The sequence below is a fragment of the Arthrobacter sp. TmtSoilC48 genome (genome assembly GCF_059739425.1).
Map to the genome: position 1 here is coordinate 890,086 of NZ_AP046049.1, position 26,665 is coordinate 916,750.

At 62.0% G+C, this 26,665-nt stretch carries 28 protein-coding genes and 2 pseudogenes; 15 read left to right on the forward strand and 15 right to left on the reverse strand.

Features of this window, described 5'->3' with window-relative positions; all coding sequences use genetic code 11:
• Positions 1 to 63 precede the first annotated feature (63 nt).
• Complete coding sequence (locus tag AC6I97_RS04270; protein WP_497944167.1) at positions 64 to 735, forward strand: GntR family transcriptional regulator; 672 nt, start codon at positions 64 to 66, stop codon at positions 733 to 735.
• A gap of 453 nt (positions 736 to 1,188) precedes the next feature.
• On the opposite strand, the pseudogene AC6I97_RS04275 reads toward AC6I97_RS04270, so the two are convergent.
• Positions 1,189 to 1,724, reverse strand: a pseudogene (locus tag AC6I97_RS04275) (transposase); the annotation flags it as partial.
• A gap of 445 nt (positions 1,725 to 2,169) precedes the next feature.
• Between AC6I97_RS04275 and AC6I97_RS04280 the strand changes: the two are divergent.
• The 3 genes from AC6I97_RS04280 (at position 2,170) to AC6I97_RS04290 (ending at position 5,712) form a co-directional block, all read left to right on the forward strand.
• Entirely contained in the window at positions 2,170 to 3,537 is a 1,368-nt protein-coding gene (locus AC6I97_RS04280; protein ID WP_224165645.1) for an MFS transporter, read from the forward strand.
• 28 nt (positions 3,538 to 3,565) lie between these two features.
• Entirely contained in the window at positions 3,566 to 4,822 is a 1,257-nt protein-coding gene (locus tag AC6I97_RS04285; protein WP_309928104.1) for an aminopeptidase P family protein, read from the forward strand.
• A gap of 86 nt (positions 4,823 to 4,908) precedes the next feature.
• Positions 4,909 to 5,712: an IclR family transcriptional regulator gene (locus AC6I97_RS04290; RefSeq protein WP_497944168.1), complete on the forward strand. Its 804-nt coding sequence runs from the start codon at positions 4,909 to 4,911 to the stop codon at positions 5,710 to 5,712.
• Positions 5,713 to 5,853: 141 nt separating this feature from the next.
• Here AC6I97_RS04290 and AC6I97_RS04295 read toward each other — a convergent pair whose 3' ends face one another.
• Complete coding sequence (locus tag AC6I97_RS04295) at positions 5,854 to 6,333, reverse strand: DUF4383 domain-containing protein (protein ID WP_224093452.1); 480 nt, start codon at positions 6,331 to 6,333, stop codon at positions 5,854 to 5,856.
• A gap of 154 nt (positions 6,334 to 6,487) precedes the next feature.
• On the opposite strand from AC6I97_RS04295, the gene AC6I97_RS04300 reads away from it, so the two are divergent.
• From AC6I97_RS04300 to AC6I97_RS04310, 3 genes are all read left to right on the forward strand, one after another.
• Positions 6,488 to 7,459, forward strand: a complete 972-nt coding sequence (locus AC6I97_RS04300; protein WP_224093453.1) for a hypothetical protein — start codon at positions 6,488 to 6,490, stop codon at positions 7,457 to 7,459.
• Positions 7,460 to 7,551: 92 nt separating this feature from the next.
• The gene (locus tag AC6I97_RS04305) at positions 7,552 to 7,920 is read left to right on the forward strand and encodes an ArsR/SmtB family transcription factor (RefSeq protein WP_497944169.1); all 369 of its coding nucleotides are present in this window, start codon (positions 7,552 to 7,554) and stop codon (positions 7,918 to 7,920) included.
• On the forward strand, positions 7,917 to 8,384 hold the full coding sequence (locus AC6I97_RS04310; RefSeq protein WP_497944170.1) for an SRPBCC family protein: 468 nt from the start codon (positions 7,917 to 7,919) through the stop codon (positions 8,382 to 8,384). Before AC6I97_RS04305 ends, AC6I97_RS04310 begins: the two co-directional genes overlap by 4 nt.
• Before the next feature lie 29 nt (positions 8,385 to 8,413).
• Here the strand turns inward: AC6I97_RS04310 and AC6I97_RS04315 are convergent, their stop codons facing one another.
• Positions 8,414 to 9,058, reverse strand: coding sequence for a LysE family translocator (locus tag AC6I97_RS04315; protein WP_497944171.1), 645 nt, complete (start codon positions 9,056 to 9,058; stop codon positions 8,414 to 8,416).
• Between the two features lie 102 nt (positions 9,059 to 9,160).
• On the opposite strand from AC6I97_RS04315, the gene AC6I97_RS04320 reads away from it, so the two are divergent.
• Positions 9,161 to 9,616 (forward strand): Lrp/AsnC family transcriptional regulator, encoded by a 456-nt coding sequence (locus AC6I97_RS04320; protein WP_224165640.1) that lies wholly within the window; start codon positions 9,161 to 9,163, stop codon positions 9,614 to 9,616.
• A gap of 3 nt (positions 9,617 to 9,619) precedes the next feature.
• Here AC6I97_RS04320 and AC6I97_RS04325 read toward each other — a convergent pair whose 3' ends face one another.
• Complete coding sequence (locus tag AC6I97_RS04325; protein WP_497946921.1) at positions 9,620 to 10,078, reverse strand: Lrp/AsnC family transcriptional regulator; 459 nt, start codon at positions 10,076 to 10,078, stop codon at positions 9,620 to 9,622.
• Between the two features lie 338 nt (positions 10,079 to 10,416).
• Here AC6I97_RS04325 and gluQRS point away from each other — a divergent pair, with 338 nt between their 5' ends.
• Both gluQRS and AC6I97_RS04335 read left to right on the forward strand, forming a co-directional pair.
• A complete protein-coding gene (gene gluQRS / locus AC6I97_RS04330) occupies positions 10,417 to 11,304 on the forward strand; it encodes a tRNA glutamyl-Q(34) synthetase GluQRS (RefSeq protein ID WP_497944172.1) in 888 nt (295 codons plus the stop codon).
• Between the two features lie 24 nt (positions 11,305 to 11,328).
• On the forward strand, positions 11,329 to 12,450 hold the full coding sequence (locus tag AC6I97_RS04335; RefSeq protein WP_497944173.1) for a serine hydrolase domain-containing protein: 1,122 nt from the start codon (positions 11,329 to 11,331) through the stop codon (positions 12,448 to 12,450).
• 59 nt (positions 12,451 to 12,509) lie between these two features.
• On the opposite strand, the gene AC6I97_RS04340 is transcribed toward AC6I97_RS04335, so the two are convergent.
• Positions 12,510 to 13,136, reverse strand: coding sequence for a TetR/AcrR family transcriptional regulator (locus AC6I97_RS04340; RefSeq protein ID WP_497944174.1), 627 nt, complete (start codon positions 13,134 to 13,136; stop codon positions 12,510 to 12,512).
• A 122-nt stretch (positions 13,137 to 13,258) separates the two neighbouring features.
• On the opposite strand from AC6I97_RS04340, the gene AC6I97_RS04345 reads away from it, so the two are divergent.
• Positions 13,259 to 14,047 (forward strand): SDR family NAD(P)-dependent oxidoreductase, encoded by a 789-nt coding sequence (locus tag AC6I97_RS04345; RefSeq protein ID WP_497944175.1) that lies wholly within the window; start codon positions 13,259 to 13,261, stop codon positions 14,045 to 14,047.
• Between the two features lie 113 nt (positions 14,048 to 14,160).
• A complete protein-coding gene (locus AC6I97_RS04350) occupies positions 14,161 to 14,697 on the forward strand; it encodes an HD domain-containing protein (protein ID WP_497944176.1) in 537 nt (178 codons plus the stop codon).
• Positions 14,698 to 14,704: 7 nt separating this feature from the next.
• Here the strand turns inward: AC6I97_RS04350 and AC6I97_RS04355 are convergent, their stop codons facing one another.
• The 4 genes from AC6I97_RS04355 to AC6I97_RS04370 form a co-directional block, all read right to left on the reverse strand.
• Positions 14,705 to 15,910 (reverse strand): type II toxin-antitoxin system HipA family toxin, encoded by a 1,206-nt coding sequence (locus AC6I97_RS04355; RefSeq protein ID WP_497944177.1) that lies wholly within the window; start codon positions 15,908 to 15,910, stop codon positions 14,705 to 14,707.
• Positions 15,907 to 16,161: a helix-turn-helix transcriptional regulator gene (locus AC6I97_RS04360; RefSeq protein WP_497944178.1), complete on the reverse strand. Its 255-nt coding sequence runs from the start codon at positions 16,159 to 16,161 to the stop codon at positions 15,907 to 15,909. Before AC6I97_RS04360 ends, AC6I97_RS04355 begins: the two co-directional genes overlap by 4 nt.
• Before the next feature lie 126 nt (positions 16,162 to 16,287).
• Positions 16,288 to 17,532: a low temperature requirement protein A gene (locus AC6I97_RS04365; protein WP_497944179.1), complete on the reverse strand. Its 1,245-nt coding sequence runs from the start codon at positions 17,530 to 17,532 to the stop codon at positions 16,288 to 16,290.
• 26 nt (positions 17,533 to 17,558) lie between these two features.
• Complete coding sequence (locus tag AC6I97_RS04370; protein WP_224093469.1) at positions 17,559 to 18,872, reverse strand: ATP-binding protein; 1,314 nt, start codon at positions 18,870 to 18,872, stop codon at positions 17,559 to 17,561.
• Between the two features lie 212 nt (positions 18,873 to 19,084).
• Between AC6I97_RS04370 and AC6I97_RS04375 the strand changes: the two genes are divergently transcribed.
• Positions 19,085 to 19,234: a hypothetical protein gene (locus AC6I97_RS04375; protein ID WP_497944180.1), complete on the forward strand. Its 150-nt coding sequence runs from the start codon at positions 19,085 to 19,087 to the stop codon at positions 19,232 to 19,234.
• Between the two features lie 29 nt (positions 19,235 to 19,263).
• Entirely contained in the window at positions 19,264 to 20,415 is a 1,152-nt protein-coding gene (locus AC6I97_RS04380) for an FG-GAP repeat domain-containing protein (RefSeq protein ID WP_224093470.1), read from the forward strand.
• 35 nt (positions 20,416 to 20,450) lie between these two features.
• On the opposite strand, the pseudogene AC6I97_RS04385 reads toward AC6I97_RS04380, so the two are convergent.
• A pseudogene (locus AC6I97_RS04385) lies at positions 20,451 to 20,585 on the reverse strand (SDR family oxidoreductase); the annotation flags it as partial.
• A 261-nt stretch (positions 20,586 to 20,846) separates the two neighbouring features.
• On the opposite strand from AC6I97_RS04385, the gene AC6I97_RS04390 reads away from it, so the two are divergent.
• Entirely contained in the window at positions 20,847 to 21,029 is a 183-nt protein-coding gene (locus tag AC6I97_RS04390) for a hypothetical protein (RefSeq protein ID WP_224093471.1), read from the forward strand.
• A gap of 127 nt (positions 21,030 to 21,156) precedes the next feature.
• Here AC6I97_RS04390 and AC6I97_RS04395 read toward each other — a convergent pair whose 3' ends face one another.
• From AC6I97_RS04395 to AC6I97_RS04415, 5 genes are all read right to left on the reverse strand, one after another.
• A complete protein-coding gene (locus AC6I97_RS04395; protein ID WP_224093473.1) occupies positions 21,157 to 21,963 on the reverse strand; it encodes a trypsin-like serine protease in 807 nt (268 codons plus the stop codon).
• A 605-nt stretch (positions 21,964 to 22,568) separates the two neighbouring features.
• Positions 22,569 to 23,618, reverse strand: a complete 1,050-nt coding sequence (locus tag AC6I97_RS04400; RefSeq protein ID WP_497944181.1) for a CU044_5270 family protein — start codon at positions 23,616 to 23,618, stop codon at positions 22,569 to 22,571.
• Complete coding sequence (locus tag AC6I97_RS04405) at positions 23,584 to 24,180, reverse strand: RNA polymerase sigma factor (protein WP_224093477.1); 597 nt, start codon at positions 24,178 to 24,180, stop codon at positions 23,584 to 23,586. The genes AC6I97_RS04400 and AC6I97_RS04405 overlap by 35 nt, the downstream gene beginning before the upstream one ends.
• 732 nt (positions 24,181 to 24,912) lie before the next feature.
• Positions 24,913 to 25,662 carry an SDR family NAD(P)-dependent oxidoreductase gene (locus AC6I97_RS04410; RefSeq protein WP_497944182.1) on the reverse strand — a complete coding sequence of 250 codons (750 nt, stop codon included), beginning with the start codon at positions 25,660 to 25,662 and terminating at the stop codon, positions 24,913 to 24,915.
• 11 nt (positions 25,663 to 25,673) lie between these two features.
• Positions 25,674 to 26,582 carry a fumarylacetoacetate hydrolase family protein gene (locus AC6I97_RS04415; protein ID WP_224165627.1) on the reverse strand — a complete coding sequence of 303 codons (909 nt, stop codon included), beginning with the start codon at positions 26,580 to 26,582 and terminating at the stop codon, positions 25,674 to 25,676.
• Between the last annotated feature and the right edge of the window lie 83 nt (positions 26,583 to 26,665).

Consider the following 26,665-nt stretch of genomic DNA (forward strand, 5'->3'; position numbering starts at 1 on the left):
CAAGGTCGTCAACAGGTCTGCGGCAATCCACCCAAACTGGATTGGCGACAACGGGAGAGAGCAATGAGCGCAGCATTGGAAGCACTGGAATCAGCTCCACAGGGTTCGTCCCTGGCGGAGAACGCCTACCTGCTCCTGCGCGACAGGCTCATCATGCTGGACATCAAGCCCGGCGACCCCATCAACGACGGCCAGATTGCTGCCGAGCTCGGCATTGGGCGCACACCCGTCCGCGAAGCCATCAAGCGTCTCGAAAGCGACCACCTGGTGGTCTCCTACCCGCGGCGTGGGACGTTTGCCACGGGCGTGGACATCACCCAGCTCGCTGAAGTCTCCGAGATCCGCGAGCTGCTGGAGCCACTCGCCTCCAGGAAAGCCGCCCGCATGGCCAGCCCTTCAATGCGTTCAGAACTCCGCGCTGTCGCTGGTGCAATTCGCGATCTTGAAGGCCAGGACAATTCCTCCCAGGAACTCATGCGCTACGACATCCAGGTTCACCGCCTGATCTACAAGGCCTCCGCGAACTCACACCTGGAAGACGTCCTGATCCGGTATGACAACCTGGCTACCCGCATCTGGTGCTACATGCTGGAACGGATGCCCTCCGTCTCGGGCCACATCTCCGAGCATGCGGAATTGCTGACAGCCATCGCCGATGGCGACGAAGACCGCGCCGCCGAACTGGCCCTGCACCACGTGGTCAGCTTCGAAGAGACGATCCGCAAGGTCCTCTAGAGCCCCACCGGCTCCGCCGCCGGCACGTTCTCTCACGTCCAACGGTCTTTTGGCGGATGTTCTCTCACATCCTGCCGTCTTTCCGCGGACGTTCTCTCACGTCCGACGGTCTTTTGGCGGATGTTCTCTCACGTCCCACGGTCTTTTGGCGGATGTTCTCTCACGTCCGACGGTCTTTTGGCCGATGCTCTCTCACATCCAACGGTCTTTTCGCGGATGTTCTCTCACATCCAACGGTCTTTTGGCCGATGCTCTCTCACGTCCGACGGTCTTTTGGCCGAGGTTCCCTCACGTCCGACGGTCTTTTGGCCGAGGTTCCCTCACATCCAACGGCCTTTTGGCCGAGGTTCCCTCAAATCCTTCGGCGGCATCTGACTCGCTGTCACGCGCTAAAGCCCGACGTCGGCACTCACCGTGGGAGTGTCCGATGGCAAAGGCGTTCAGGGCCGGTTTTCATCGTGCAATCCGTCGTGCTCTGCTCCTCCCGGTGGGATCCAGTGCGCGGGTGGCCGGGTAGAGGCATTTAACGGCCGCCGGGATGGTCGGGAAGTGTCCGCGGGCCCTGACTGCGCGACGATAGCAGGCGTTGAGGATTCGATGCGTTCGTGCTGCAGATGACGCGACAGATCTCCACGTCGTAGTCCAGGAAGGGGGCGAACTCGCTCCACGCGTTCTCCCACAACCGGATGATCGCCGGATACTGCTTGCCCCATTTACCGGTGAACTCTCCAGGGCGTTCCTTGGCCGCGGGCTCGGACGGCGCCGTGTAAACCGGGCGGAGGTCCGGGCCATTTCGGTCCAGTCCTCCTTGAGGCGTATCGGAAAGTGTTCCGCACCAGATGCACGATGCAGGTATGGACCACAGCCAAGGGCCAAACGGTGTTGATCGCTTCCGGCAGGCCTTTGAGGCCGTCGCAGACAGTGATGCACACGTCCTCCACGCCCCGGTTCTTGATCACAGTCAGTACCGCGAGCCAGAACTCCGCTCCTCACCGTGGGTGTCTGACGTCGGGCTTTCTTTATGAAAGTGAGAGAACGTCCCGCAATGGGCCGTTGGATGTGAGAGAGCGTCCCGAAAAGGGCCGTTGGATGTGAGAGAGCGTCGCGAAGTGGGCCGTTGGATGTGAGAGAACGTCCGGAAAAGGGCCGTTGGATGTGAGAGAACGTCCGGAAAAGGGCCGTTGGATGTGAGAGAGCGTCCCGAATAGGGCCGCTGGATGTGAGAGAACATCCGGGGGGTGGGGCTACTGGTGCAACTCAGTCGCTTCAGCTGCAACAACCGCTCATTCAGGCTCGCGAGCGTGGAACATACCCGGAACGCTCAACAAACCCCAATACGACTTTTGAAAACACTCTTGACCGTGACGCGGCCCACACGTAGTCTGGTGCAACAGCGTTGCTTCTAATGCAACCCCAAATATTCTTGGTGGACACATGAGTAATGAACTTTCCTCTGTGGCAGCCGTTCCGGGAGATCAGTCCAATGGTGGACTCGGCACTTCTCCCGAAGCCGGCCCCAATCACACAGTCAGCAAGGACACGCGCCGACGCGTAGTCACTGCAAGCTTCATCGGCAACTTCGTAGAGTGGTTCGACTACGCCGTCTACGGATACCTGGCCGGCATCATCTCGACCGTCTTCTTCCCCGAGTCGGACCGGCAGACAGCCCTTCTCGCGACCTTCGGTGTCTTTGCCGTCAGCTTCTTCGTAAGGCCGCTTGGTGGATTCATCTGGGGCCACATCGGAGACAGGCTGGGCCGGAAGCAGGCGTTGTCGCTCTCGATCGTCCTGATGTCGGTGGCCACGTTCTGCATCGCCCTGATCCCCGGGTACGCCACTATCGGCGTGATGGCGCCGATCCTGCTGTTGCTCGTAAGGGTGGTCCAAGGTTTCTCCGCTGCAGGGGAGTACGCCGGCGCGTCCGCCTTCCTGGTGGAGTATGCGCCGTCGAATCGTCGCGGACTCTATGCCGCCGTCGTGCCTGCCAGTACCGCAGCGGGTCTCCTGCTGGGCTCCTTGCTGGCCGCCTTGCTGAGTTCAGTCCTGACGCCGGAACAGCTGAACGAATGGGGCTGGCGGCTGCCGTTCCTGTTGGCGGCGCCCATGGGCTTGATCGGCAGGTACATCCGCACCAAGCTCGAGGACACCCCTGCGTTCCGTGAACTGTCCGAGAAGGAGACCCCTGTCAAGGCTCCGGCCCTGGCGATGTTCAAGACCTACCGCAAGCAGCTCATCATCGCCACGGGCGCAGTGCTGCTGAACGCGGTCGGCTTCTACGTGATCCTCAGCTACATGCCGACATACCTGTCTGTGGAACTGGGCTTCGGAGCGGCGGAATCGTTCCTTGCCACCACCATCGCCCTGGCAAGTTACATCGGCTTCATCTTCCTGACCGGCATCGCGTCGGACAAGTTCGGCCGCAAGCGCATGCTCATCACGGCGTCTGTACTGTTCGTGGTGCTGACGGTCCCGGCGTTCATGCTCCTGGATACTCGCAACTTCCTGGTGATCGTGCTGGTCCAGATCCTGCTGGGCGGAATGCTCACCCTCAACGACGGCACCCTGCCGAGCTTCCTGGCCGAACTCTTCCCGACGAAGGTCCGCTACACAGGGTTCGCTGTCAGCTTCAACCTCTCCAACGCCTTGTTCGGCGGCACTGCGCCGTTCATGGCAACGCTCCTCATCGGCATGACCCACAATCAACTGGCCCCCGGCTGGTACCTCGTGGCTGCCGCCCTTGTTTCCCTCATCGCAGTCCTGTTCGCCGCCGAAACTTCCAAGAAGCCACTGCAGCAGGACTGAAACCAACCAACCCATTGAAAGGAACACCATGACCATCACCGAGAACGAGGCCATCAACGATGTGGCCAAGCTCGATCGACTCAAGGTCCTCAACAACGGCGAGAAGGTTTCCCTGACCTTCTCCGATGCAGAGTTCGAGCGTCGCCTCGCCGGACTTCGCAACATCATGGCCGAGAAAGACCTCGACGCCGTCATCCTTACCAGCTACCACTCCATCAAGTACTACTCCGATTTCCTCTTCACCTATTTCGGCCGTTCCTACGGCATGGTGGTCACCAAGGATGACACCGTCACCATTACGGCAAATATCGACGCCGGTATGCCTTGGCGCCGCAGCTACGGCGACAACCTCGTGTACACGGACTGGCGCCGGGACAACTACATCCACGCCATCCAGGAAGTCCTGCGCACCCGCGGCATCAACCCGCGCCGCATCGGCGTCGAGGATGACTCCCTGCCGCTGGATAACCGCAACAAGATCCAGGCCGCATTCTCCGGAGCAACGCTGGTGGATGTTGCCCAGGCTGCGATGCGCCAGCGCATGATCAAGTCGGACGAAGAAATCGCAGTCATCAAGCATGGCGCCCGCATCGGCGACCTCGGTGGAGAGGCCATCCGCAGCGCCATCACGGCGGGAATCACCGAGTACGAGGTTGCCCTGATCGGCACCGAAGCCATGGTCCACGAGATCGCCCGCACGTTCCCGGACTCCGAAATCCGTGACACGTGGGTCTGGTTCCAGTCCGGTATCAACACCGACGGCGCGCACAACTGGGCAACTACACGGAAGATCCAGGAACACGACATCCTGTCCCTGAACTGCTTCCCTATGACAAGCGGCTACTACACGGCACTGGAACGCACCCTGTTCTATGGCGAACCGGACGCCCGCTCACTGGAACTGTGGAACATCAACGTGGAGGTCCACAAGAGGGGCCTGGAACTCATCAAGCCCGGCGCGGTCTGCAAGGACATCGCCGCCGAGCTCAACGAGATCTACATCGGTCACGGGCTCCTGGCCAACCGCACGTTCGGCTACGGCCACTCGTTCGGCGTCTTGAGCCACTACTACGGACGCGAAGCAGGCCTTGAACTTCGTGAAGACATCGATACGGTGCTGGAACCGGGCATGGTGGTTTCCATGGAGCCGATGATTACGGTGTTGGACGGCCAGCCGGGTGCCGGCGGTTACCGCGAGCACGACATCCTGGTGGTGGGTGAAGACGGAGCGGAGAACATCACCAAGTTCCCGTTCGGCCCCGAGTACAACATCATCGGAGCCTAGGTGATCCGGCCGGTGGACGCAGTGCACGGCGTCCACCGGCCGAACCCTGTCCCTGTCCGCGAGCTTCAGCCAAATATAGTGAACCCATGACTCCCACGGAATCCAGCGACGTTTCAGGCAACGGCGAAGCCAAAGGTACCTCGGTCATTGTCAATGCCATCGCGGTCCTGCGGAGTTTCAGTGCCGAAGAGCCGCTGTTGGGGGTCACTGAAATCGCAGGGCGCATTGGCCTGCACAAGAGCACAGTTTCCCGCATCCTGGCTACGCTGGAGCAGGAGCACTTGGTGGAGCGCGACGTCGATTCGCGCAGGTTCCGCTTGGGGCTGGGAATGATCGCCATGGCGGGCCCACTCCTGGCGGAACTCGAAGAGCGGCGCGTGGCGTATCCGGTACTACGCGAACTGACCGAGCGCACCGGGGAGACCAGCGCGCTCATGGTCTGGAACGGCACCGAATCCATGAGCGTTGAGCAGATCCCCAGCCGACACCAGGTCAAGCATCTAGCCCCGTTGGGAGTACGTTACAACGAGGCACTCAGCTCCTCTGTTCAGGTCTTCCTGGCCGCGGAGGACAAAGATCGCGTCCGTAATCTACTCCGGAGCGGTGCGGTCAGCCTTCCGGGCTTCGATGAGGAAGCAGTGGAGGCGTATCTGCAGCGGTTGGAGGACTCCACGAAGCGCGGCTGGACGGTGAACTTTGGCGAAACGTCCATCGAGGAAGTGGGCGTGGCCTCGCCCGTCTATGACCACAGGGGAAACATTGTGGCGTCCGTGCTCATCCCCGCGCCAAAGTTCCGCGTCTCCCAGGACACGCTTACGAGCCTCGGCGAAGCTTGTGCCGATGCCGCCGCCAAGGTCACCACGCGGCTTGGTGGCCGCGCCCCGCGCTGAGCCCCGCCGAGATGGCATTTAATGCCAATCCCAGAGCCAAGGATTGGCATTAAATGCCATCTCGGCGGAGACAAAAAAGAACGGCGACCGTCCCCACGAAGGGTCCGACCGCCGTCGTTCGTTGAACCGACGTCCGCGACGTTACATCCTCCGCCGTGCCGCCGTTGTCTCGTCCATGACATCCCTGCCCAGCCAAGCACCCAGACCGATCATGGCTACGCCAAGAACAAAGTGCAGCCAGTTGTCAGCGGTGTTGAACGGAACAAAGTTGGCGCCCGTTTCCTGGTTGATGATCAGGCCGTAGATCCACAGAACGAGATATACGGCGCCGCCGCCAATGAGGAAGAGGCGAGCCATGCGTGCTGTCCTGGCCATGGCCAAACCGGCTACGCCAAACAGCAGATGGACGATGTTGTGGAGAATGGATACTTGGAACACACCAAGCAGCATGGCGCCGGATTCATGTCCCGCGAAGGTCATGGCGCCGTAGTTGGTGGTGATACCCGGGATGAAGCCCAGGACACCCACGAGCAGAAATACAATGCCAACGCCCATGGCGGTGTTGTGAAGAGTCAACCCCATCGCATGATGGTGTTCGGTGGGGTGCGAAGCGGTGGTCATGAAGTCCTCCCTTTCACGCAGTTACACGGCTCTTCTCATGGAGAGCCGTCCCGCGGCAAGGGTGTCGGAAAACCTTGCCGACGCCGCCATAATACTCCTGAAATGCCTCCAATTGCAGGGGAATGGCCAGTCAGGTGGCAGTTAGCATGGGTTCATGAGCCAGGCTCCCAACGGCGATTTCCAATCAATCTTCCATGACACCCGGGATCTCACTCCCTTCCGCGAAGGATATGTGCGCACGACCGTCCGTGGATTGGCTGACGGCGTGGGTGAAGTGTTGTCCGGAGTCCTGACTGGCCGGGATCCTGCCCGCCTTTCCGTGCTGGGCGATGTTCCCCGTTTGAAGCGCCTGTCCACCAAGCAGGCCAAAGCAATGCACGAGGCCGTTTTCACCTCTACTGAGCCTGACCGGCTGATCTCCCTGGGTCGCGTCTACCCGGGGTGGGCGGGCTTGTGTTACGTGATGGCGGGCCTGTTGGCGTACAAACACGGCGGCTATCTGCGGGCGTCGGAGTTGCTGCGGCGCGGCTTAACAACAAGGATCGACGACGACGCGAGCCAGTTCTCGGCTCTCTACCTTGGGCAGGTGGTCACCCGGGTTGAGGTGGCCGAACGCATTGAAGTCCCGGTTTTGTTCAGCGAGGAGTCTGTGTTCCTAGCGTTGGCCCATTGCCTTCGGGAGATGGGAATGATCGAGTCGGCGTTGGAAGCTGTGGTGGGTTTGCCGCCGTCGTTGCCTTCAGCCCTGGCGCGCTGCACCGCAGCGTTTGCTCTGGGCCGGCACCGGGATGTGGTGATGTGTACGGAGGGGCTGTTGAATACGGATGATCTCTCGGCGGCATTGCTCCTGATCCGGGCTCGATCGCAACGGGCGCGTGGCGACTTTGAATCGGCCCAGGCGGCGCTGAAGGAGGTCCTTCGGCGCAGGAAGACCAGCCTGGCCTTGCGCAATGACGCCCTCACGGACCGCGCCCTTCTGGCGTTGGACCAGGGCCGCCGGACCTTGACTCCCCGGTCCAAGCGCCCCGCCCCTCCGGCAGAGCTGGAGGCCTTGGAAGTGATCCGCAAGGACGCCGAGATGCGCCGTTTGTGGGAGAACGACTTTAGGCAGCTAAGCGGGGAATAAGGCATTGTGCACGCCCTGATGCAAGCGTAGTCTTGTAATCAACCAAGTGATTGATAAAGCATTTGGTTGACAAAGAAAGGTCGCGCAGGGTTATGGATCCAGACGCTCTGGACAAGGCCTTCATGGCCCTTGCTGATCCCGTCAGGCGGGGAATCGTTGCCCGTCTGTCCCGGGGAGACGCAACGGTCAACGAATTGGCGGAGCCCTTCGCGATCACCAAGCAGGCCGTCTCAAAACACATCCAGGTCCTGGAGCACGCAGGGCTGGTGACCCGGTCCCGTGATGCCCAACGCAGGCCCGTGCACCTGGATGCAGCTGCCCTCGAAGAGCTGACGGCGTGGATAGACCAATATCGACTGACCGCCGAGCGTCGCTTCCGGCTGCTCGACGAACTCCTGGTCGAGTCCGGCCCCGGGGTCCTCCAGAGGTCACAACAACAAGATGAAGAGGAATTGAAATGAGCAATCCAACAGCAATCACTGCTGATGACGGCGTTCCGTTCGTCGATACTGTCCGAGAATTCGATGCGCCAGTCAGCGCGGTATTCAAGGCCCACGTGGACCCGGATCTCCTGGCCAAGTGGCTTGGTCCGCGGGACGCGATACTGAACGTCACCGAATACAACGCCACCACGGGCGGCAGCTGGCACTATGAAAGTGGCCACGAAAACGCGATGTACGGATTCCGCGGGGTCTTCCACACCGTGGACACCGACGAGCTGATCATCATGACCTTCGAATTCGACGGTGCTCCTGGCCAAGTGGGCATCAGCACCACCAGGTTCGAGGAAATTGACGGTCGCACCAGGATCGTCGTCCACGAGGTCTACCCATCGGTGGAAGCGCGTGACATGGCCCTCGCCACAGGTATGAATTACGGCGTAATCGAAGGGTACGAGCGACTCGATGAGGTACTGGCCGCCTAGGTTCCAGCGGGTTCCGGGGCCGGCCCCTGCTACGCGCCCCGCACCACGATGGGAAGGAGTTGCTCCGTCAACAGCACTGCTCCCAGCCCGATCATGATGATCCCGCTTGCCAGCGTCACCACGCGTGCTGCGCCTGGACGTGAAGCGAGCAGCTTCCGCGAGGTCAGTGCGACCCCGGTGTACACCAGGCCCGCGAGGATCACGAATGTTAATCCCAGCAACCCGGACTGAACAGGAACAGGCAGTGCGGCTTCCGGGCTGACGAATTGCGGCACCAGCGCCACAAAGAACAGCAGGCCTTTGGGGTTGATGCCGCTGGTGCCCATGCCTTGGAAGAACGTGCGGAGCTGGTTTCCGGACTGCACGACGGCGCCTTCCGCACTAAAGCTGGCCCCTCGCCAGGAACGGATGGTCCCGAAGCCAAGCCACAACAGGTACGCGGCGCCGGCAACCGTGAGCCACCCCAGCAGGCCTGGCACTCCCGCCAGCAGGGCTGCCAGACCTGCCGTCATGAGCACGGTGTGAATCACGTATCCGCTGCATAACCCGGCGACAGCGGGCACGAAGCTGCGCTGGCGAAGTCCAGCCGAGATCGAGTAAGCCCAGTCGACGCCGGGGGTGCAGGCCAATGAGACTGCGACGAGCATGAAGGCGAGGAACAGCTGTGGGTTCACGATCTCTCCAGAGGGTTAGTGGTAGGAAAACTCTAGGGAAAATCGCCCGATAAGTGTTCCCTGATTTATCCCCAAAACCTTCAATCCGGGTAAGATCATTGCGTGATTGACCACATTGACAGAAGTATTTTGCGCCACCTTCAAGAGGATGGCCGAATGACCGCCACTGCCTTGGCATCGAAGGTGGGATTGACGGTTGCTCCGTGCCATCGCCGGCTCCGGGATCTGGAGGCTTCGGGAGTTATCCGCGGGTATCGCGCGGACGTCGATCCAGCAGCGGTGGGGCTCGGATTCGAGGCAATTGTGTTCGTCACGCTCCGGCAGGTGGAGCGCACCATCATGGCGGAGTTTGAGGAGCGCGTGACGGCAAGCCCCAACATTGTGGAGGCGCAGCGGCTGTTCGGCTCGCCGGACTACTTGTTGAAGGTCATTGCGGCAGACCTCCCTGCCTATCAACGCTTCTATGACGACGAACTCGCAGCCCTCCCGGCGGTTGAGCGACTCACTTCAACGTTGGTGATGAAGAACCTGAAGACCAACATCGGACCGCCGGTCTGAGCGCTACTCCTTCAGCAGCCCGGTTGTCCGGTAGGGAATCACTTCGCGTAGGAACATGCTGGTGGACGTACGCACGATTCCCGGGCAGAGCCTGATTTCCTCCGAGACGCGGTAGAGGTCATCCGGGCTCTTGGCAACCACCCTGATGATGAGGTCGGTATCGCCCGCGGGTGCATGGCATTCGAGTACCTCAGGGATCTCCCGTAGCGCCGCGATGGCTTCGTTGAGGTGGCTTTGATCGAGTTCGGCGCTGACAGCGGCGGCCACACCCCGGCCAAGTGCCGAGGGCAGCACGCGGCTGCTGTTGGCGCGCAATGCGCCCGATGCCATCATCCGCTCCAGCCGCGACTGGACCGTGCCGCGCGCCAGGTGAAGTTTCTGGGCAAGGACCATGATGGGGACGCGGGGATCCTCATCGAGTGCGGCGATGATCCTACGGTCTGTCGCATCGAGTTCCTGCAAAATGACCACTTCCTGTCTACAAATTCAACTGTGATTAGTCAGATCGACCACTCAATGCCATGTCTATTGCACCTACTGTATGCGTACTGTTGAAATGGTGACAACGAAGCAGGGCGAGGCTACCGCCGGATCCCGCAGGCAGCAGGCACCTGGAACACCACCCGGACCCCTGTACAGGTTTCCCGCAAGGAAGCAGCCGCTGATTGACTCTTGTTCACAGCATTGTCATTCTGCACCCGCCCGTCCTGACGGGCAGCACAGCAAGAGCCCCTGAGCCACCGGATCGTTGCGGTAGCTGAGGGGCTCTTGTGTTGTGCCCGGACGCATAGGCTTGGATCATGACGTCTGCCGGCCGCTTCGCCCCGAGTCCTTCCGGGGAACTGCATGTAGGCAATCTCCGGACGGCGATCCTCGCCTGGCTCTTCGCCAAATCGACTGGCCGCGACTTCCTGCTCCGTGTTGAGGACCTGGATCGTGCCCGGTCCGGCGCGGAAGCTGAGCAGCTCCGCGACCTGAAGGCCGTCGGCGTCAGTTGGGACGCCGCCGTCGTGCGTCAGACTGAGCGCGGGCCGCTGTACGAGGACGCAATTGGGCGCCTGACTGCCCAGGGCCGCACCTACGAATGCTTCTGCACGCGCCGCGAAATCCAGGAGGCGCCGTCTGCGCCGCACTCTCCACAAGGCGCGTATCCGGGGACGTGCCGCAGGCTGTCCGAGGCCGAGCGCGAGATCCGCCGGGCGTCGCGTCCGGCCTCGATCCGCCTCCGGTCGGACGTCGCTGAGTGGGCTGTTGAGGACCAGTTGCACGGACACTACATGGGTGTGGTGGATGACTTTGTACTGCGTCGCAACGATGGCGTTACGGCCTACAACCTGGCCGTTGTAGTAGACGATGCCGCCCAGGGAGTCGACCAGGTGGTCAGGGGCGATGACCTCCTTCCGTCCACTCCGCGGCAGGCTTACTTGGCCACCCTGTTGGGCTTGCCAGTGCTGGAATATGCCCACGTTCCGCTGGTTGTAAACCACGACGGCGTGAGGCTGGCAAAGCGCGACGGTGCGGTGACGCTTGGCGACCTCGCCGCCGTCGGGGTTTCAGCGGTGCGCGTGCGCGACCTCCTCCTTGAGTCGTTGGGATTGCCGGCCGGTTCCTTGCAGGATGCGGTGCCGGAATTCGACCCCGAAAGGCTGCCGAGGGAGCCCTGGGTGTGGAAAACGCCCAAGGGCTGAAGGCAGGCCAAGTAGGCTGTCTGGATGCATTCACAGGTGATCGCCCCAGGTTTCGAATCCGTAGCCGGGCTCTTCGAAAGTTTCCTCGAACAAGACCCTGAATATTCCGCCCAGCTGGCGGCGTACCATCGGGGTGTCAAGGTGCTGGATATCAGCGGCGGGCCCCACACTCGTGCAGATTCAGTGACAGGTGTTTTCTCGTGCTCCAAGGGCATGGCAGGCCTTGTTGTGGCTCTGCTCGTTCAAGACGGCGAGCTGGATCCCGACGCGGAAGTGGCCAAATATTGGCCGGAGTTCGGTGTTGAAGGGAAGGCCTCCGTCACTGTTTCCCAACTGCTTTCGCACCAGGCCGGTCTGTTGGGCGTCGAGGGCGGCATGAGCCTTGAGGAAGTCAACAATTCCGAACTCGCGGCTGCGAAGCTCGCCAAACTTCCGCCCCTGTGGAAGCCCGGTGCGGCGTTCGGCTACCACGCCCTGACAATCGGCATTTTCATGGAGGAGCTGTGCCGTCGAATCACGGGTTCCACGCTCCAGGAGGTCTTCGAACAGCGCATCCGCTCCGTGACCGGTGCCCACTTCTACCTTGGCCTACCGGATGCTGAGGAAGAACGCTTCGCGCCTTTCCGCTGGGCGGCCGACCCCACGTGGCCCTGGGTAGACCCCGCCAGTCACTTCGGATTGTCAGCCAATGCTGCAGAGGGCGACATCCTGGACCTTCCGAACATCCTCGAGGTCCGCGCCGCCGGTATGAGTTCGGTTGCAGGCGTCTCCAGCGCTGAGGGGATGGCCAGGATCTACGCTGCGGCGGTAACGGGGTTGGCCGCCGGCGGTCAGGCCGCCGTCGCAGCCTTCCTGACGGAGGAGACCATCCGCAGGGTTTCCGCTGAGCAGGTGTTCGGAATTGATCGCGTCTTCGGCGAGGCCGGTTGCTTTGCCACTGTCTTCATGAAGCCCCACAGCCGCATGCCCTTCGGCAGCTACCGCGCGTTCGGGCACGACGGCGCCAGCGCGGCTTTGGGGTTCGCGGACCCGGTGTATGAACTTGGCTTTGGATACGTCCCGCAACAGGCCGAGCCGGGAGGAGTTGGATGCCGCAACCTCCTGCTCAGTTCAGCCGTCCGGGAGGCAATTGCAGGGCTTTCGTAGTCCTGCCTGCGCCCTCACGCTGCCTGCGCCCTCACGCTGGCCTGCCCTCATCAGGCTGGTCAGGCGCCCGCTGTGTGTGAGAGCTGCGCGGCTGGAACTCCCGCCGCCATGCCGGCCCACAGGGTGTCAGTAGTGGCAGCAACAACGTCCTCAACACTGTTGCCGTCCAGTTGCTTGCCTGCTGCCAGGAGTGCGGCGCCGTGCAAGCTCACGAAGCACACCATTGCCAGGGTTTCGGTGTCGCCCGGGGCCAGGGCCCCACTATCCTGTGCCTCCGCAATGAGGGCGCGGGCTACGTGGATTCCTTGCTCGCCGATGTTCCGCAACTCAGTGCTGGACCCGGGGTGATGCTTGGTGGAGTACATGACGGTCAAGAGCGCCGGGTGGGTGACTGCGAAGTCAACGTAGGCAGTGGCCACGCTTGCGAAGCGCTGACGAAGGTCATCTCCGGCCTGGGAGGCAGCGAGGATCCGATGGTTCATTGATTCGAACCCAGCCAACGCCAAGGCGTCGATGAGGGATTGCTTGTCGCGGAAATGTTTGGCCGGGGCCCCATGGCTGACATTGAGGTCCCTGGCCAATTGCCTGAGGGAGAGTCCGTCGACGCCGGCTTGCTCAATGGCTTCCATGGCGCGCTCCAGTAAGGCCTCGCGCAGCTTGCCGTGGTGGTAGGGCTGGTCCGTCATACAGATAGTCTAGCGGAGAAGTAGTCATTGACAACAATGTAGACAGTGCCTACGATGTTGGCATTGACTACATCGAGTCAGCGGGCTTCATCCGGAGCCGGCGCTTACAGATTGGACTTGCCATGACCATGACCTATTCGGGTACTACCGCATTGATCACAGGCGCCAGCTCCGGGCTTGGCGCTGAATTCGCGAGCCGCTTTGCCGCTCGAGGTTCCAACCTGGTCCTCGTAGCCCGCCGGGCAGACCGTCTCGAAGAACTGGCCGGGAAATTGCGCTCCGAGCATGGCGTAGCCGTCACAGTGCTTCCCATGGACCTGGGCCGGGCCGGTGTTGGCGCCGAACTCGTGGACGAAATGGCCAAGCGCGGAATCACCGTGGACACCCTCATCAACAATGCCGGGTTCGGAACACGCTCTCCCTTGGTAGAGGAAGATCCGGAAGTCATCGCTTCCGAGATCGCACTCAATGTGGCTGCATTGGTGGATATCACCAGGGCCTTCCTGCCAGCCATGCTCTCTTCGGGCAAGGGCGCCCTGGTGAATGTCTCCAGCACAGCCGCTTTCCAGCCCATCCCCGGCATGGCCGTCTATGGGGCCACGAAGGCATTCGTCCTCAGCTTCACCGAGGCCGTCGCCCACGAGGTCAAGAGCTCAGGACTTCGTGTACTGGCCCTCTGCCCGGGCGCCACCCGCACCGAGTTCTTCGATGTCCTCGGCAGTGAATCGGCTGCAGTTGGACGCATGCAAACCTCAGCGCAGGTTGTGCAAACAGCCCTCAAAGCGCTGGACCGCCCCGGAACGCCGGCAAGCGTCGTATCCGGCTGGGCCAACCGGATCGCAGCCGGTCTGGCGCAGCGCGTGCCGAGGGCGCTCGCAGTAGGCATCGCCGCTCGCGCCGTTCAGGAGTAGGGACCTGTTCAGGAGTAGTGCCAGTGCCTGGGTAGGCGCTGCGCGGGACTTTACGGATAGCCTGATGAAAGGTCCGATTCCTGTTCGGTGCCTACATCAATCCGGAGGCCCGCATGACCGAACCACGCTTCACCGTTGAGACGGCGAAGGTACTCGCCGAGGTGGCCCACAACCGCCAAAAGGACAAGCTCAAGCGCCCTTATCGGGAGCATGTCCTGGCGGTGGGGGATGCGCTCGCCGACTTTGACGACGACATTCGGATTGCGGGCTACCTTCACGACATCGCCGAGGATACTCCCATCACGCGGCAAGCCCTGTTGGACATGGGAGTGTCCGATCGCGCCCTCGCCATCATCGAACGTGTCACCCGCCGATTCCACGATGACCCCGACGATTACGAAGCAGGAATCCGGTTTGTGGCCGAGGACCACGACACCACCTTGGTCAAAATCGCCGACAATGCCCATAATTCCCTGCCGGAACGCGTCCAGGCACTGGCGGAGAAATGGCCCGACAAGCCGCCCATGACCCGCTACGCCGACGCCCGACCGGTGCTCTACCGGGCCGTGCCGCGTGAAGAAGTGGCGCTGATCCTGCAGCGGGTCAACCCGTATCTGCTTCCGGAGCTCGACGAGATCGTTCCTGGGTAACCCGGGGTCAGCCCTCCATCAGGCGCCGGCGATGCTTGAGCTCCTTGGTCCATTCCTTGGTTTGCCGCGCCGCGAAGGGAGACGCGCCGCCGTCGAGGTCGCTGACCAACGAGCCAGTTGCTTTGAGGGCGATGTCCACGCAATGTTGGGCGGCCCGTTCAGTCAGCCCAAGCTTCGCGGCCCAGGCGAGGAAGTGCCTGCGGGAGATACCGGTCTTCTTCCCGCCGACGGCCAACGCGAGCGTCTTGTCGCCGTATACCACTGTGGAGGGAATGTCGTAGACCGGGGCGATGGTGAATTCGCGCGCGCCAAGAACCCCGGGCGCCTCCACCATGGAAACGTTCTTGGCATGCAGATCCCCGTTCCCCGTCAGCCAGGCAAAGGCGAGTTGGATGACCAGATTCCGCAGTGCTGGAAGGCGGGCAGGGCAATGCCCGGCCAGCGCCGCGCAGACCTCGCTGAACGGAACACTGTACTTGTCCGCGGGGTACAGCCCCAGGATCTGCGCGCCATCCTCCACCGCCAGACGCAGAGGCGAGCCATCGGCTGCGGTAACCCGATCAAAACGCTCCACCAAGAGGCCCGCCCTGCCACCGACGTCGTGCACCAACTGCACGTTGCTCACAGGAATCCGCAGCCTGCGCGCATAACGGAACATCAGGAACTCGTTTTCCACCACAGAGGGAAACTCCGGGGCGTTGAGCTTAAGGATGTACCGCTTGCCCGCCTGCGCCACGGGCAGTGAAATCATCCCGGCAGACAACTTGTCCTGCACACCCGCCAGCGCGACGGGATCGATCAATCCGGAATCGCCCAGCAACGCATCAAAGTCCAGCGGCAGTTTTGAATCAAGCACGACGGCGGCGCCCCCTTCCGTCACTGCCTCGCCGTGGGGGACCGTCTGGACGTCGCCCACTGCGTCGCCGCCCGCTGCCATGAGGAGGGCGAGTTCGTCGTCGGCGCTCGCCTTGACACTGCGCCGCAGGGAGTTGAGCCGCCGGCCCTCAGGCAGCAGGCCGGTGAAGTAGGGCGGTACTGCGCCGCTCGGCGTGAAAACAGGCTCGGCACTCACGGGGAGCGTCGTTGCCACGGCGGGTAGGCCGGCGTCGAGGTACTTCGGAAGGTAGCTGAACTTAGTTCCGCCCTCATGCCGTTCGAGGCGCGCCGCGAGGATGCCTTGTTTGTAGACGTCGGCGATGCGGTGGAAAGTCATTGTGCTGGCTCGGAAGCTGCCCAGGAAGCGCCAGGCCTACCGGCTTGGCGGAGGGAAAGTTCCAGGCCGAGGGTGTCCAGCACTGCCACAAGGGGCTCAAGCTGGACTGTGCTCTTGCCTGTTTCCACGAACCTGACGAACCGTTCGGAGACGCCCGCAAGATCGGCGACGTCCTGCTGGCTCAGGCTCAATGAGGCGCGGCGGCCGCGGACTTCAGAACCGAGAGTTGCCATGAGGCTGTTGGCTGGCATGAGGTCCTCCCACTTCGTGAATCGGTACGAACGTGCCGATTCCCCAAGTTTGCACCCGGAACAGCGGCAAATCAAGGCATTCCTGTGAAAAACCGGCACGAACGTACCGACTCCATCCGTGCACCCTCAGCCCGCCGCCGCCTCCAGCCGACGCAGGGCTGCTGCCCGTCCCTTGTGTCCACGGCGTTCATCGAAAATGATCGACAGCCCAAGCACCACCATCATTTCCAACATGCAGAGGGGTACTGACGCGCCCGCGGTGGCCATGGCGATACTTCCCGCCAAAGCGATCACCACCAGCGCTGAGCTCCAGAGAAGCTCCCGGTCCGGGCCGAGCATAATGCTGTAGAGCGTAGTCAGCGAGACCTTGAACAGGATGACAGGGATGGCGATCGAGGCGACCGCGCCAGCCGCCGGGATGTGTGCCTCATGATCGATGAAGTAGGCGGCAACGTGAAGTCCGGCGCCGGTTGCTGCGATAGCTGCGAAAAGGGGGAGGTGCCCGTAGCCGAAGATCCACGAGCGGTGCCGCTGTACGTGGAGGGCAGGACCTGAGGGCAGGATGAAGTAAATCCACCACAGGGCGAACGCCAGGCCCGTCCCGCTCAAACCAACCAGCGCAGCATCCAAGGTCCAGCCGTGGAGGGCAACGATTGCGCGAAGCGTTTCAATGGCGCCGATCAGGCACTCGCCCAGGGCAATAATGGCCAGTAGACCGTACCGTTCGGCGATGTGGTGGGCATGCCAAGGCGTGCGGATCTTCCGTTCTGCGAAGTATGGGGCCGCCATCTCCAGGATGAACAACGGGGCTGCCATGAGGAAGGTAGTTGCGATGCTCGCATCGATCAAGAGGACTGCGACCCACCCCACTTGTACCAGTGCGACGTACTTTGCATACCGCAAACACGTTTCACGGCGGGCAGGATCCTGGCGGGCAGCGCGCAGCCACTGGAAGATCAAAGCCACGCGCATGATGATGTAGCCCAACACCATGGTCACGTTGTCCACGTGCTTGCCTTCGATGATGGAGTGGAACACCGGCTCTATGCCCATGGCCAGGATCAGCACACCCACCATTTGGACCATGGTGACCACGCGGAACACCCAGTCGTCGGTGTCATAGGCGCTCGCGAACCACGTGAAGTTTATCCAGGCCCAGATCACGGCAAACATGGCGAACGCGAACGCCAGGAGCCCTGGCCAGAAATGCGCCTCCGCCACAGCATGGGCGAACTGGCTGCCGGCAACTCCGAAGGCAATGACAAACGTCAGGTCGAAAAACAGCTCCAGCGGAGTGGCCGTGCGGTGCTTCTCGTGGGGATCTCGGCCGCCCATGCGGGCCAGGGCATGGCGAAGTGGGTTTGTGGACATGGGTCAAAGATTACCGTTGCCAAACTTTACACGCGCCCCAGCACATCGATGTCTTCGAGGAACTCCTGGTACACCTCGTCGCTCACCGTCGTGCGGGTATCGGCGATTGCGTCGAGGTAGTCCTGTGTGACCGGCCCCTTCCGTCCGTTCGACGAGACTGCGGACGACGCACCTGAAGCAGCACCGTCGTCGTACACGGCCTTTTCCAGGGCGCGCTGGGACGCGCTGCGCGCGGCAAACTCGATGTCTGCCGGCGAGAAACCCTGGGTGCGTTCCACCAACTGGGCAATATCGACGTCGTCCACAACGGTGGCGGGGATGAACCGCTGCCACATTGCCTCGCGGGCGTGGACGTCCGGCAGGCCGATGGGGATGACGTAGTCGAACCGGCCGTGGCGCAGGAACGCGGTGTCCAGGGCGCGAATGAAGTTGGTGGCGCAGACCAGGAGGCGGCCTGGCTGTTCGCGGAAAGCCGGGATGATCTTGAGGAGCTCGTTGGTGACGCCCTGCAGCGGCGACGGGGGATCGCCCGCGCGCTGCGAGGCGATCTCCTCCACTTCGTCAATGAACACCACTGCGTGTTCCAGCTCGGCGATTTCCAGGAACGTCTCGCGCAGCGCGCCTGCGAGACCCTTGGGATCAGAAGCCAGGCGCGACGGGAACACCTCCACGAACGGCCACTCCAAACGTGAAGCGATCGCCTTGGCAAAGGTCGTCTTGCCGGTGCCCGGAGGACCAAAAAGCACGACGGCGCGCGGCGGCACTACACCGTATTCGTCGGCGAGGTCCGCCTCGGCCAGCGGAAGGACCAAACGGCGTTCCAACAGTTCCTTCTCGCGCTTCATGCCCGCCACGTTTTCCCACAGGTCGCGGGCCAGGATCCGGCCACCCAGCAGGCTCAGCGGTTCCAGCTCCTGGCGCTGCACGGGAATGGTCCGCTCGAAGTACCGCAGGTTCTTCTTCACCACGAAGCCGCGCCCCAGGAACGCTTCCACGCGGGTTTCGGTTTCCGGCATGAGCGCGGACAGTTTGTTGAGGCCGTGCGGAGCCATGCGGTTCTCGACGGCGGACAGCAGCGAAGTGCCGATGCCCCTGCCACGGAACTCCGTCAGCGTGGCGAGGAAAACGACCCAGCCTTGGTCATGCGCCGCACGTCCAACCGCGGCGCCAACCACCTGATCGCCCTGGACAGCCACCACTGCATGGTCCTTCTCACACGAGGCAAGGACCTCAGAGAGTGCGTAAACGGGCTCAACACCATCAGCCTTGAGTGACTCCCAGAGGTGCAGGATGCCGTCAAGATCGGACGAATGGAAGTCCCTGATACGCCAGTTGGTCATGGGGTTTCTCCTGGGTGTGCTTGGTGGATCGCCGTTGATTCCTTGGAGTTGAGCATAGGGGAAGCATCCGCCCTGGGACGTTGCAGGCCCGTTGCGTTACGCAGCCAACACCCGACGGCGGCCTGTCGCCACCGCGTTTCGTCCCGGCGTCGTTTCCCGCACCTAAGATAAGCGCAACACCTGGCTGGGCCACGCCGCAAAGAGGGGGATCCGTGGGTTTGCTGATTGGCACAACGTTTGCTCCGGCCGCGGAAGCTGTCGACGCCGATGACCTCGTGATGTACTACGGCGATGGCCGCGGCGGTTGGAAGGGCGTCGAGACCATCGGCTGGGGCTGGAACATTTTCAACGGGCTCTACTGATTCAAAGCCCACTGAGGGGGAGGGCGAACGTGTCACCAAAGAACTCGATCATCAAAAGCATTGCGGCGCTGTTGTTCGGTCCGGCGCTCGTTGTTTCGGGCTTCGTTTCCCCTGCCCACGCTGCGGATTCGTCTGGCGTGAAGATCTCCGGTGCACCTATTGTCGGCTCGGCGCTGTTCGTTCAGGGTGCCCAGGACTACTTTTCGGGCTGCGGAGGGGACGGGGATCCTGGCTACTCCGTCCAATGGCTCCGGGACGGCCAACCCGTAGACGGGAACCCGCTCTACAACCGGAATCTCTACGTCCTGGAGAAGGACGACATCGGCGGGCGAATCTCGGCCATAGTCAAGGCTTCGCCCGGCAAGTGCCCCGGCCAGGAACTGGTCACGGAAGCAACACCGGCCGTAGCGCAGGGACCGGTGCGCGCGGCTGGCTTCACCGGCCGTGGGGTTTTTGAGCTGGTTGGCCGTACCCATGGCGGCGCACTCATGCTCTACCTCGGTAAGGACAACGTCAAAGGGTGGAAGGAATCCCGCTATGTAGGTCCGGGGTGGGGCTTCTTCACCACGATCATCGCCCCGGGCGACGTGACCCACGACGGTATCGCTGACCTCATGGTCGAGAACACCTCGGGGACGCTCTACCGGTTCCCGGGAACGGGCGACGGAGGGTTCCATACGCTGTACCCGCAAGCCACCTGGGAGTGGCAGCCGACGGTTCTTGCGATTGGACCAGGGGACTTCGACGGGGACGGAATGAACGATCTCCTCAGCGCAGAGACGAACGGCGACCTTTACATCTACCCGTCCAAGCCCTTCGGCACCTGGAATCCGCGCGTGAAAGTCGGCCAAGGCTGGGACGTCATGGACCTGCTCATCGGGCCTGGTGACTGGGATGGAGACGGCAACGTGGACGTCCTGGCGAAAGACAAAGCCGGACGCCTGTATCTGTATGGCGGTGACGGCCACGGCGGATGGACCACGGTGCGCCAGATCGGCCATGGCTGGAACGTCCTGACCATGGCTGGCAGTGCTGGCGACTTCAACCGGGATGGCTTCAATGATGTCCATGGCGTGAATGCCGCTGGCGATCTGGTGATGTACTACGGCGATGGTCGCGGTGGTTGGAAGGGCATGGAGACTGTCGGTTGGGGCTGGAACATCTTCAACGGGCTTTACTGAAACGCCACGCCAACCCAGCCCCAACCAGCGCACCCCTACTGAACCGGCCGCAACCGCGGCCCCTGCATGCCGCCGTCGACGGCCAGCGAGGTTCCCGACGTCGAACCGGACAGCGGGCTCGCGAGGTAGGCGACGGCACCGGCAACCTCGGCAGGGTCCACCATCCGGCCTGACGTGGCTCATTTGCTCAGTGCGTGAGTTTTGGACTCCGGATGGCATCGAGAATGGCTTGTTGCTCGTTGGCGATGTCGGGTGCGAAGGTCTGCGTGTGCCGTTGATGGTGATGGTCGCTGAGCGCCAGATGCCGTCCGCACCCTCCTGATCAATGCCACACCGTGACACTAGATCAAGTTCCATCAGTGCGTGAAAAACTGTACATCCGCAAACATCACCACAGGTCAGCGGCCTGCCGCTCCGCGAGACCACTGCCCGTGAGCCAACTCAGGCCCGAAGCGATTCCTGGGGTGGAGGCGGCGGCGAGGGAGCACCGGCAGGCCGGGCATCGTCTGGATAAGACCGTTGCGGCTGCGAAAGCGGCAGGCGCTTCCTGGACGGATATTGGCCGGGCAGCTGGCATCAGCCGCCAAGCTGGGCAGGTTGCCGTGACGAATTGACAGCACATTAAATGGATATCCTCCTAGCTGCTGCATTGGTTTTCTGAGCAACCAGGAGGACATCCCATATTTAGTTTGTATTAGCGAGCAAACACGTTTGCCCAGCTACCGCTTCCGGAGACTCCCACTAGTCCAGGATCAGCTGCACACCATCGGCGGCTGTGAGTACGGGCGGGAGCTCGTTGCTCGGGCTTGGAGGCATCAATTCTTCCTCTGAAACTGTCCCACGAGCTGCGTACGCTGGCCAGAAGTTCATGCTCGCTCCCCACTGACTCAAAAGAGTGTCTATGGGGATGTAGCAACCGAGAACGGAACCGTTGTAGTTAAGGGCCCCGACGTGCATGCCAACAGCTCGCAGACCTTGGCTGTCCTGTCGCCAAACGGGACCGCCGGAATCACCTCCGGCTCGGGCATAGTTGGCGCAGTAGACGTAAACTCCGTTCCAATCCAAAAAGCGGTATTGGATCGTTCCTTCAGTCCAGCCTGTTGTATTGCCCATCTTGCCGACCGCAGTGCCGAGAGTCTGATCAGCACTGGGCATCTTTCCCGTTACATGTCCGCTGCCAGGAGCATTCCCTGTCTTCGGATCAACAATGGTCTGGTATACGTCGACGCCGGCGTCGGGTCGAACGAGCCCGGAGTCACCGTCAGTGCCGTTGTACTTTCGGTACTCCAGCGTGCCGAACTGGGCGCCCGTGCCGGACACCCGTTCGCCCACAGAAAAGCAATGGCCAGCCGTCAGGATAAAAGTCCCGCTCGTGCCGTTAATGACATAACTGCCGGTACACCAAGGCGAAGTGCCTTTGTACATCGGGTGACCAGCCAAATAGTTGTACCACCCTGCGTGAGCCGGCTGCACGCCGATCACAACGACAAAAAGTGCCGCAATCAGGGCCGAGATCCCAGAGATCCCGCCCTTGATTAACTTCCGCATATTGCCCCCATAATTGAGATTTGGTTGTCGACCACGCCGACTGGAGCAGACTCTAACCTGTTCCTCAGACAATCTGGCTTCGCCACGCCTTTTGCGATCTGGAGCCGCCGTCGTAAGGAAAATACAAGGGCGGAAAGCGGGAGTAACGGGCTCGCTGTTTCTGCCGGTGAACTCGCCTAGGACGCCGCAGCAATGGGAAACTGCTCAATACTGCTTCGCGTGGGCGGGAATTGGCTGGCTAAGTGAAGCCGACGATTCTTCCTCTAACGAAATGATGTTCTGCTGAACGTGCCTCGCGACGTTCGGCGTCCTGTTGCTGTCGAATCGCACAACAAGTTCATAGGGCGTGACAAACGAGAATCACTTTCCGGATACTCTCCAGCACTCCTTCGGTCAAAGATTTCCGAATCTCAAAATCTATGCCAGATTAAAGGGGTTTAGCGTCCCTGGGGTTCATCCCAGCGGTGAGGAGAACCATCATCGCGAGGTAGGCATGCAGGGCCGGTGGACGGACCGTTCGGGCTCAGTCCGTCCACTTGGGGCGGTCATCCCCCAACGGCGACCGCCCCGCCGTGATGTGGGGCAAATCTCTCTGGGGCGACAGCTTAGGGAGCGAAGTCCACCACTGAGGTCCTCAGCGAGGTCCAAGTCGTGACGGTCCCCGCGGGATATCCGGGATAGTCCTTGAGCAACACGGACTGTACCCCGATGACCAGACCCGAGGCAGGATCGATAACGATGTTCGCTCCCGTCACTCCGTCAGATGATGCGATACCGATGGCGATGCCTGTGCGGTCGTCGATCATTGCGTGCCTGTCAGTCACCGTAACGCCGGGAATTAGAGCAGCTGCCTTGTACAGCGCAGCGCGCAGGTCAGCCGGAACGACTCCTGTCCGCAGGCCGTCCGCGATTGCCGTGAAAGCCTCACCGTCGGGAGACTTCCCGGCGCCCTTGATGCGTTCGTAGATCAAATCCAGGAGAGCCCGTGGATCCCTAGGCAGACTCGCGGCCTCCCTTAACGGCGTACCAACGATGACGGTCGGCTCACTCCCATAGAAGACACCTCCCGGGGAACGCAGAATCCCGACGAACTCAGGCTGCCCATCCCACTCGGCTTCCTGAGCCTCACGGACCTCGTCTGGCAGAGCCTTGGCTTCCTCGCTCGGCGAGTCCAAAATCAGGCGAGGTTCCCGGTTCCAGACCCATACATCTGCCCTGTCGGCTGGCACATACATCTGACTGTTTGTGGTCTCTTCCCATCTCACGTCGCTTACATTGGCAGCCTGCCCCCCCGTTCCAAAGACCGACCTCGTTGCGATCTTCAGATACTGGCCGGGTCCCACCACAGGGTCGGACGTTTGAATGGTTGCAGCAGCGGCGTTGTTCAGCACCTCGGCCGCCTCTGCCGTGGTTCCCGGACCTCCAGGTCTGACGACATCGGCAATGACGATACCGCCGACCAACAGCGCGGCAGCGGCAGAAGCGAAAAGGGCACGTCGCCGGAACCGAATAGGCGAAACGGTGGGTTTCCGCTGAGACGCTGAGGTGACGGACGCTTGCACTTTGGCCATGACTTTTTCCCTGCCCCGGGCCAACGTAGCAGGTGCTGAGCCGACATCGCTACGCATCTCGCGGAGCAGCTGAAGGTCGTCCATGGTGGTTCTCCGTTTCGGTAGGTCTTTCAAGGTTGAGCTGGGCTTGAAGTGTTTGCCGCGCACGGTTCAAGCGGGAGCGAACCGTCCCGACCGGAACGCCCATGGCCTGGGCAATGCCTTCGTAAGTCAGATCAGCCCATGCGTAGAGCAACAACGTTTCCCGGTCGATCGCAGCCATATCCCGGAGGGCTTGAGCAATTCTCCCGGTGGCTACCTTGGCGTCGACCTCAGCAGCGATCCGGTCGGAGTCATCGGCTATGGCCTCACTTGAAGCCGTTTTCGCGGCTGTTCTGAGGACGCTGGCTTCGGCCCGGTGATGCTGTCGAAGCAAGTTGGTAGCGATGCCGAACAACCATGGCCGGGCATCGTCCCGGCTCGTGTCGTATCTTTCCAGATGCTCCCAAGCGACCAGGAAGGTTTCCGAGGTAACGTCGTCCGCGGCGAATTCCCCTGCCCTTCTGGCCGCATACCTGTAAATGGCTGAGGCATGCCGATCGTACAGCTCCCCGAAAACTGCGGGGCTGTCCCGGGACCGCCTGATGATTTCGCTGTCTGTGCTCACACTATGTATTGACCGCTGGCCACAAAAGAGTTCACGCAGCGGCCCTTCTTCCTCCCTTGGACCTCGACCACAGACTATCCGTGCCTCGTCATCTCATCTGGGACGCGGCCTTACTCAAGCACTTTGACAAGGTGCAGTGAAGAACCGTCCCACTTGGGTTCTTAGTGGGAACCGCGTGGGAGCGCAGGCGGACCGGGGAGGGTTTGGACGAGTTTCGCAAGGGCAACGGAACTGGTGGTTGCAGTGCAGTGGGATGGAATCGGCCGCAGACCCTTCGGTCGCTGCCCAGCTGTTCCAGCCCGTCAGTCGCCGGGCATCTGCCAGCAGACCGAGCAGACAGGGCGTCGCTCGCTACGCTCACCCGTGCCTGGCACAAACCGAAATGCCACAACAAGCGACAACCGATGGGTACCCCGTAGGCGACACAGGAAGCCGCGCAAGTGGTAGTAAGCTTTGCTCTCATCGGTACGATAACCAGCGCCCCATTGTCACTCGGCATCCAACGTCAAGTATGGACGAGGGGCACGACAGGATAACCACGCCGGATCGGCTGGACGGCTAGCAGTCGGCACAGCCAGCTTCGAGGCCAGGGGTTCCGGCGCCTGCCTCGGAAGGTTCGAAGTCCCACTGTCCATCTCTCTTTTGACACAACACCGCAGCTCAGCGGCCTGCCGGTCCGCGAGACCTGAGCCCGTGAGCCAACTCAGGAGCCATCCCCAACCAACGCACCCCCTACTGAACCGGCCTTAGCCGCAAACCCTGCATGCCGCCGTCGACGGCCAGGGAGGTTCCCGACGTCGAACCGGACAGCGGGCTTGCGAGGTAGGCGACCGCGCCTGCAACCTCGGCAGGGTCCACCATCCGGCCATGAGGTTGACGGGCATTGAGGGCGGCGCGCTCAGCTGCAGGGTCAGCGGCGGAATCCAGGAGGCGCCCCACCCAAGGAGTGTCCACGGTGCCTGGGTTGACGCAGTTCACGCGGATGCCCTCGCGGACGTGGTCGGCAGCCATGGCCAGCGTCAAGGACAGCACCGCACCCTTCGACGCCGAGTACAGCGCCCGCTGGGGCAGCCCGGCGGTCGCGGCAATCGAGCACGTGTTCACGATGGCCGCGGACGGCGACTCGCGCAGGTAAGGCAGCGCCGCTCTGCTGACGCGCGCAATTCCCACGACGTTGATGTTCAGGACCCGGAGCCACTCGTCGTCGTCGTTTGCCGCGATGTCACCTTGGGCGCCTATACCGGCGTTGTTGACCACGATGTCCAGGCGGCCGAACTGCCTGGCAACGGTCTCGACGGCGGAACGCACCGAGGCGTCATCGGCCACGTTGCATTCCACGCCGAAGTGCGGGCTGGTTTCAGGTGCCAGGTCCAGGACGGCGACCTGCGCGCCACCGGCGGAGAGCCGGTGGGCGATGGCAGCACCAATCCCGGAGGCCCCGCCGGTTACGAGTGCTGCCAGACCTTCGAATTCCTGGCCCATAGGGGTTGCCATCAGGCGCTGATGTGGGCAGGGACGGCGGAAACAGTGCCGGCCTGCGCGCGGTAGTATTCCTGGCGCTGCCGGCCCAAGCCGTCGATCTCCAGTTCCACGACGTCGCCGGGCTGGATGTACGGGAACCGACCGGAGAGGGCCACGCCTTCGGGTGTGCCTGTGATGATGACATCGCCTGGCTCCAGAACCATGTACTGGCTGAGGTGGTGGACAATCGTGGCGGGATCGAAAATCATGTCCGAGGTGTTCGAGTCCTGGCGGGCTTCGCCGTTGACCAGGGTCCTCAGCCGGAGGTTGTTGGCATCAACGTCAGCGGCGGGTACAAGCCATGGGCCCAGGGGAGTGGAGGCGGGGAGTGACTTGCCCTTGGTCCACTGTCCGGCGGCTCCGGGAATCTGGTAGTCGCGCTCGGACAAGTCGTTGGCCACTGCGTAGCCGACGATGCATGCTTCGGCCTCGTCCAGGGAGGAAAGGTAGGACGCTTCCTTGCCGATCACGATTGCCAATTCCACTTCCCAGTCGTACTTTTCCGACGACGGCGGGATGGGCGCTGCGTCGAAAGGTCCGCTGATGGTGTTGGACGGCTTCAGGAAAACCACTGGGACCTCGGGCGGCGTGGCCCCTGATTCGGCGGCGTGCGCGGTGTAGTTCAGGCCAATGGCAATCACCGAGCCGGGCCGGGCAATGGGAGCGCCAATGCGCATGCCCTCGACGGAAATTTCCGCAAGTTCCCCGGATTGGAGGGCTGCGCGGGTCCGGGTGAAACCGTCGGAGGCGAGGAAAACGCCGTCGATGTCGTTGGTCAGCGTCGAGAGATCGAAGTACTTCTCTGTGCCGTCGGCGTCTTGGGCGATGACGGCCGGTTGTTCGTTTCCGGCCGTACCCAGCCTGGCGAATTTCAAGGTCATGGCTTCCTCCGTGCGTTTGGGACTAACATCCGAGCTCTAGTGTGCTGTTTCACTACATAATACGGAAATGTGACCCATTGACA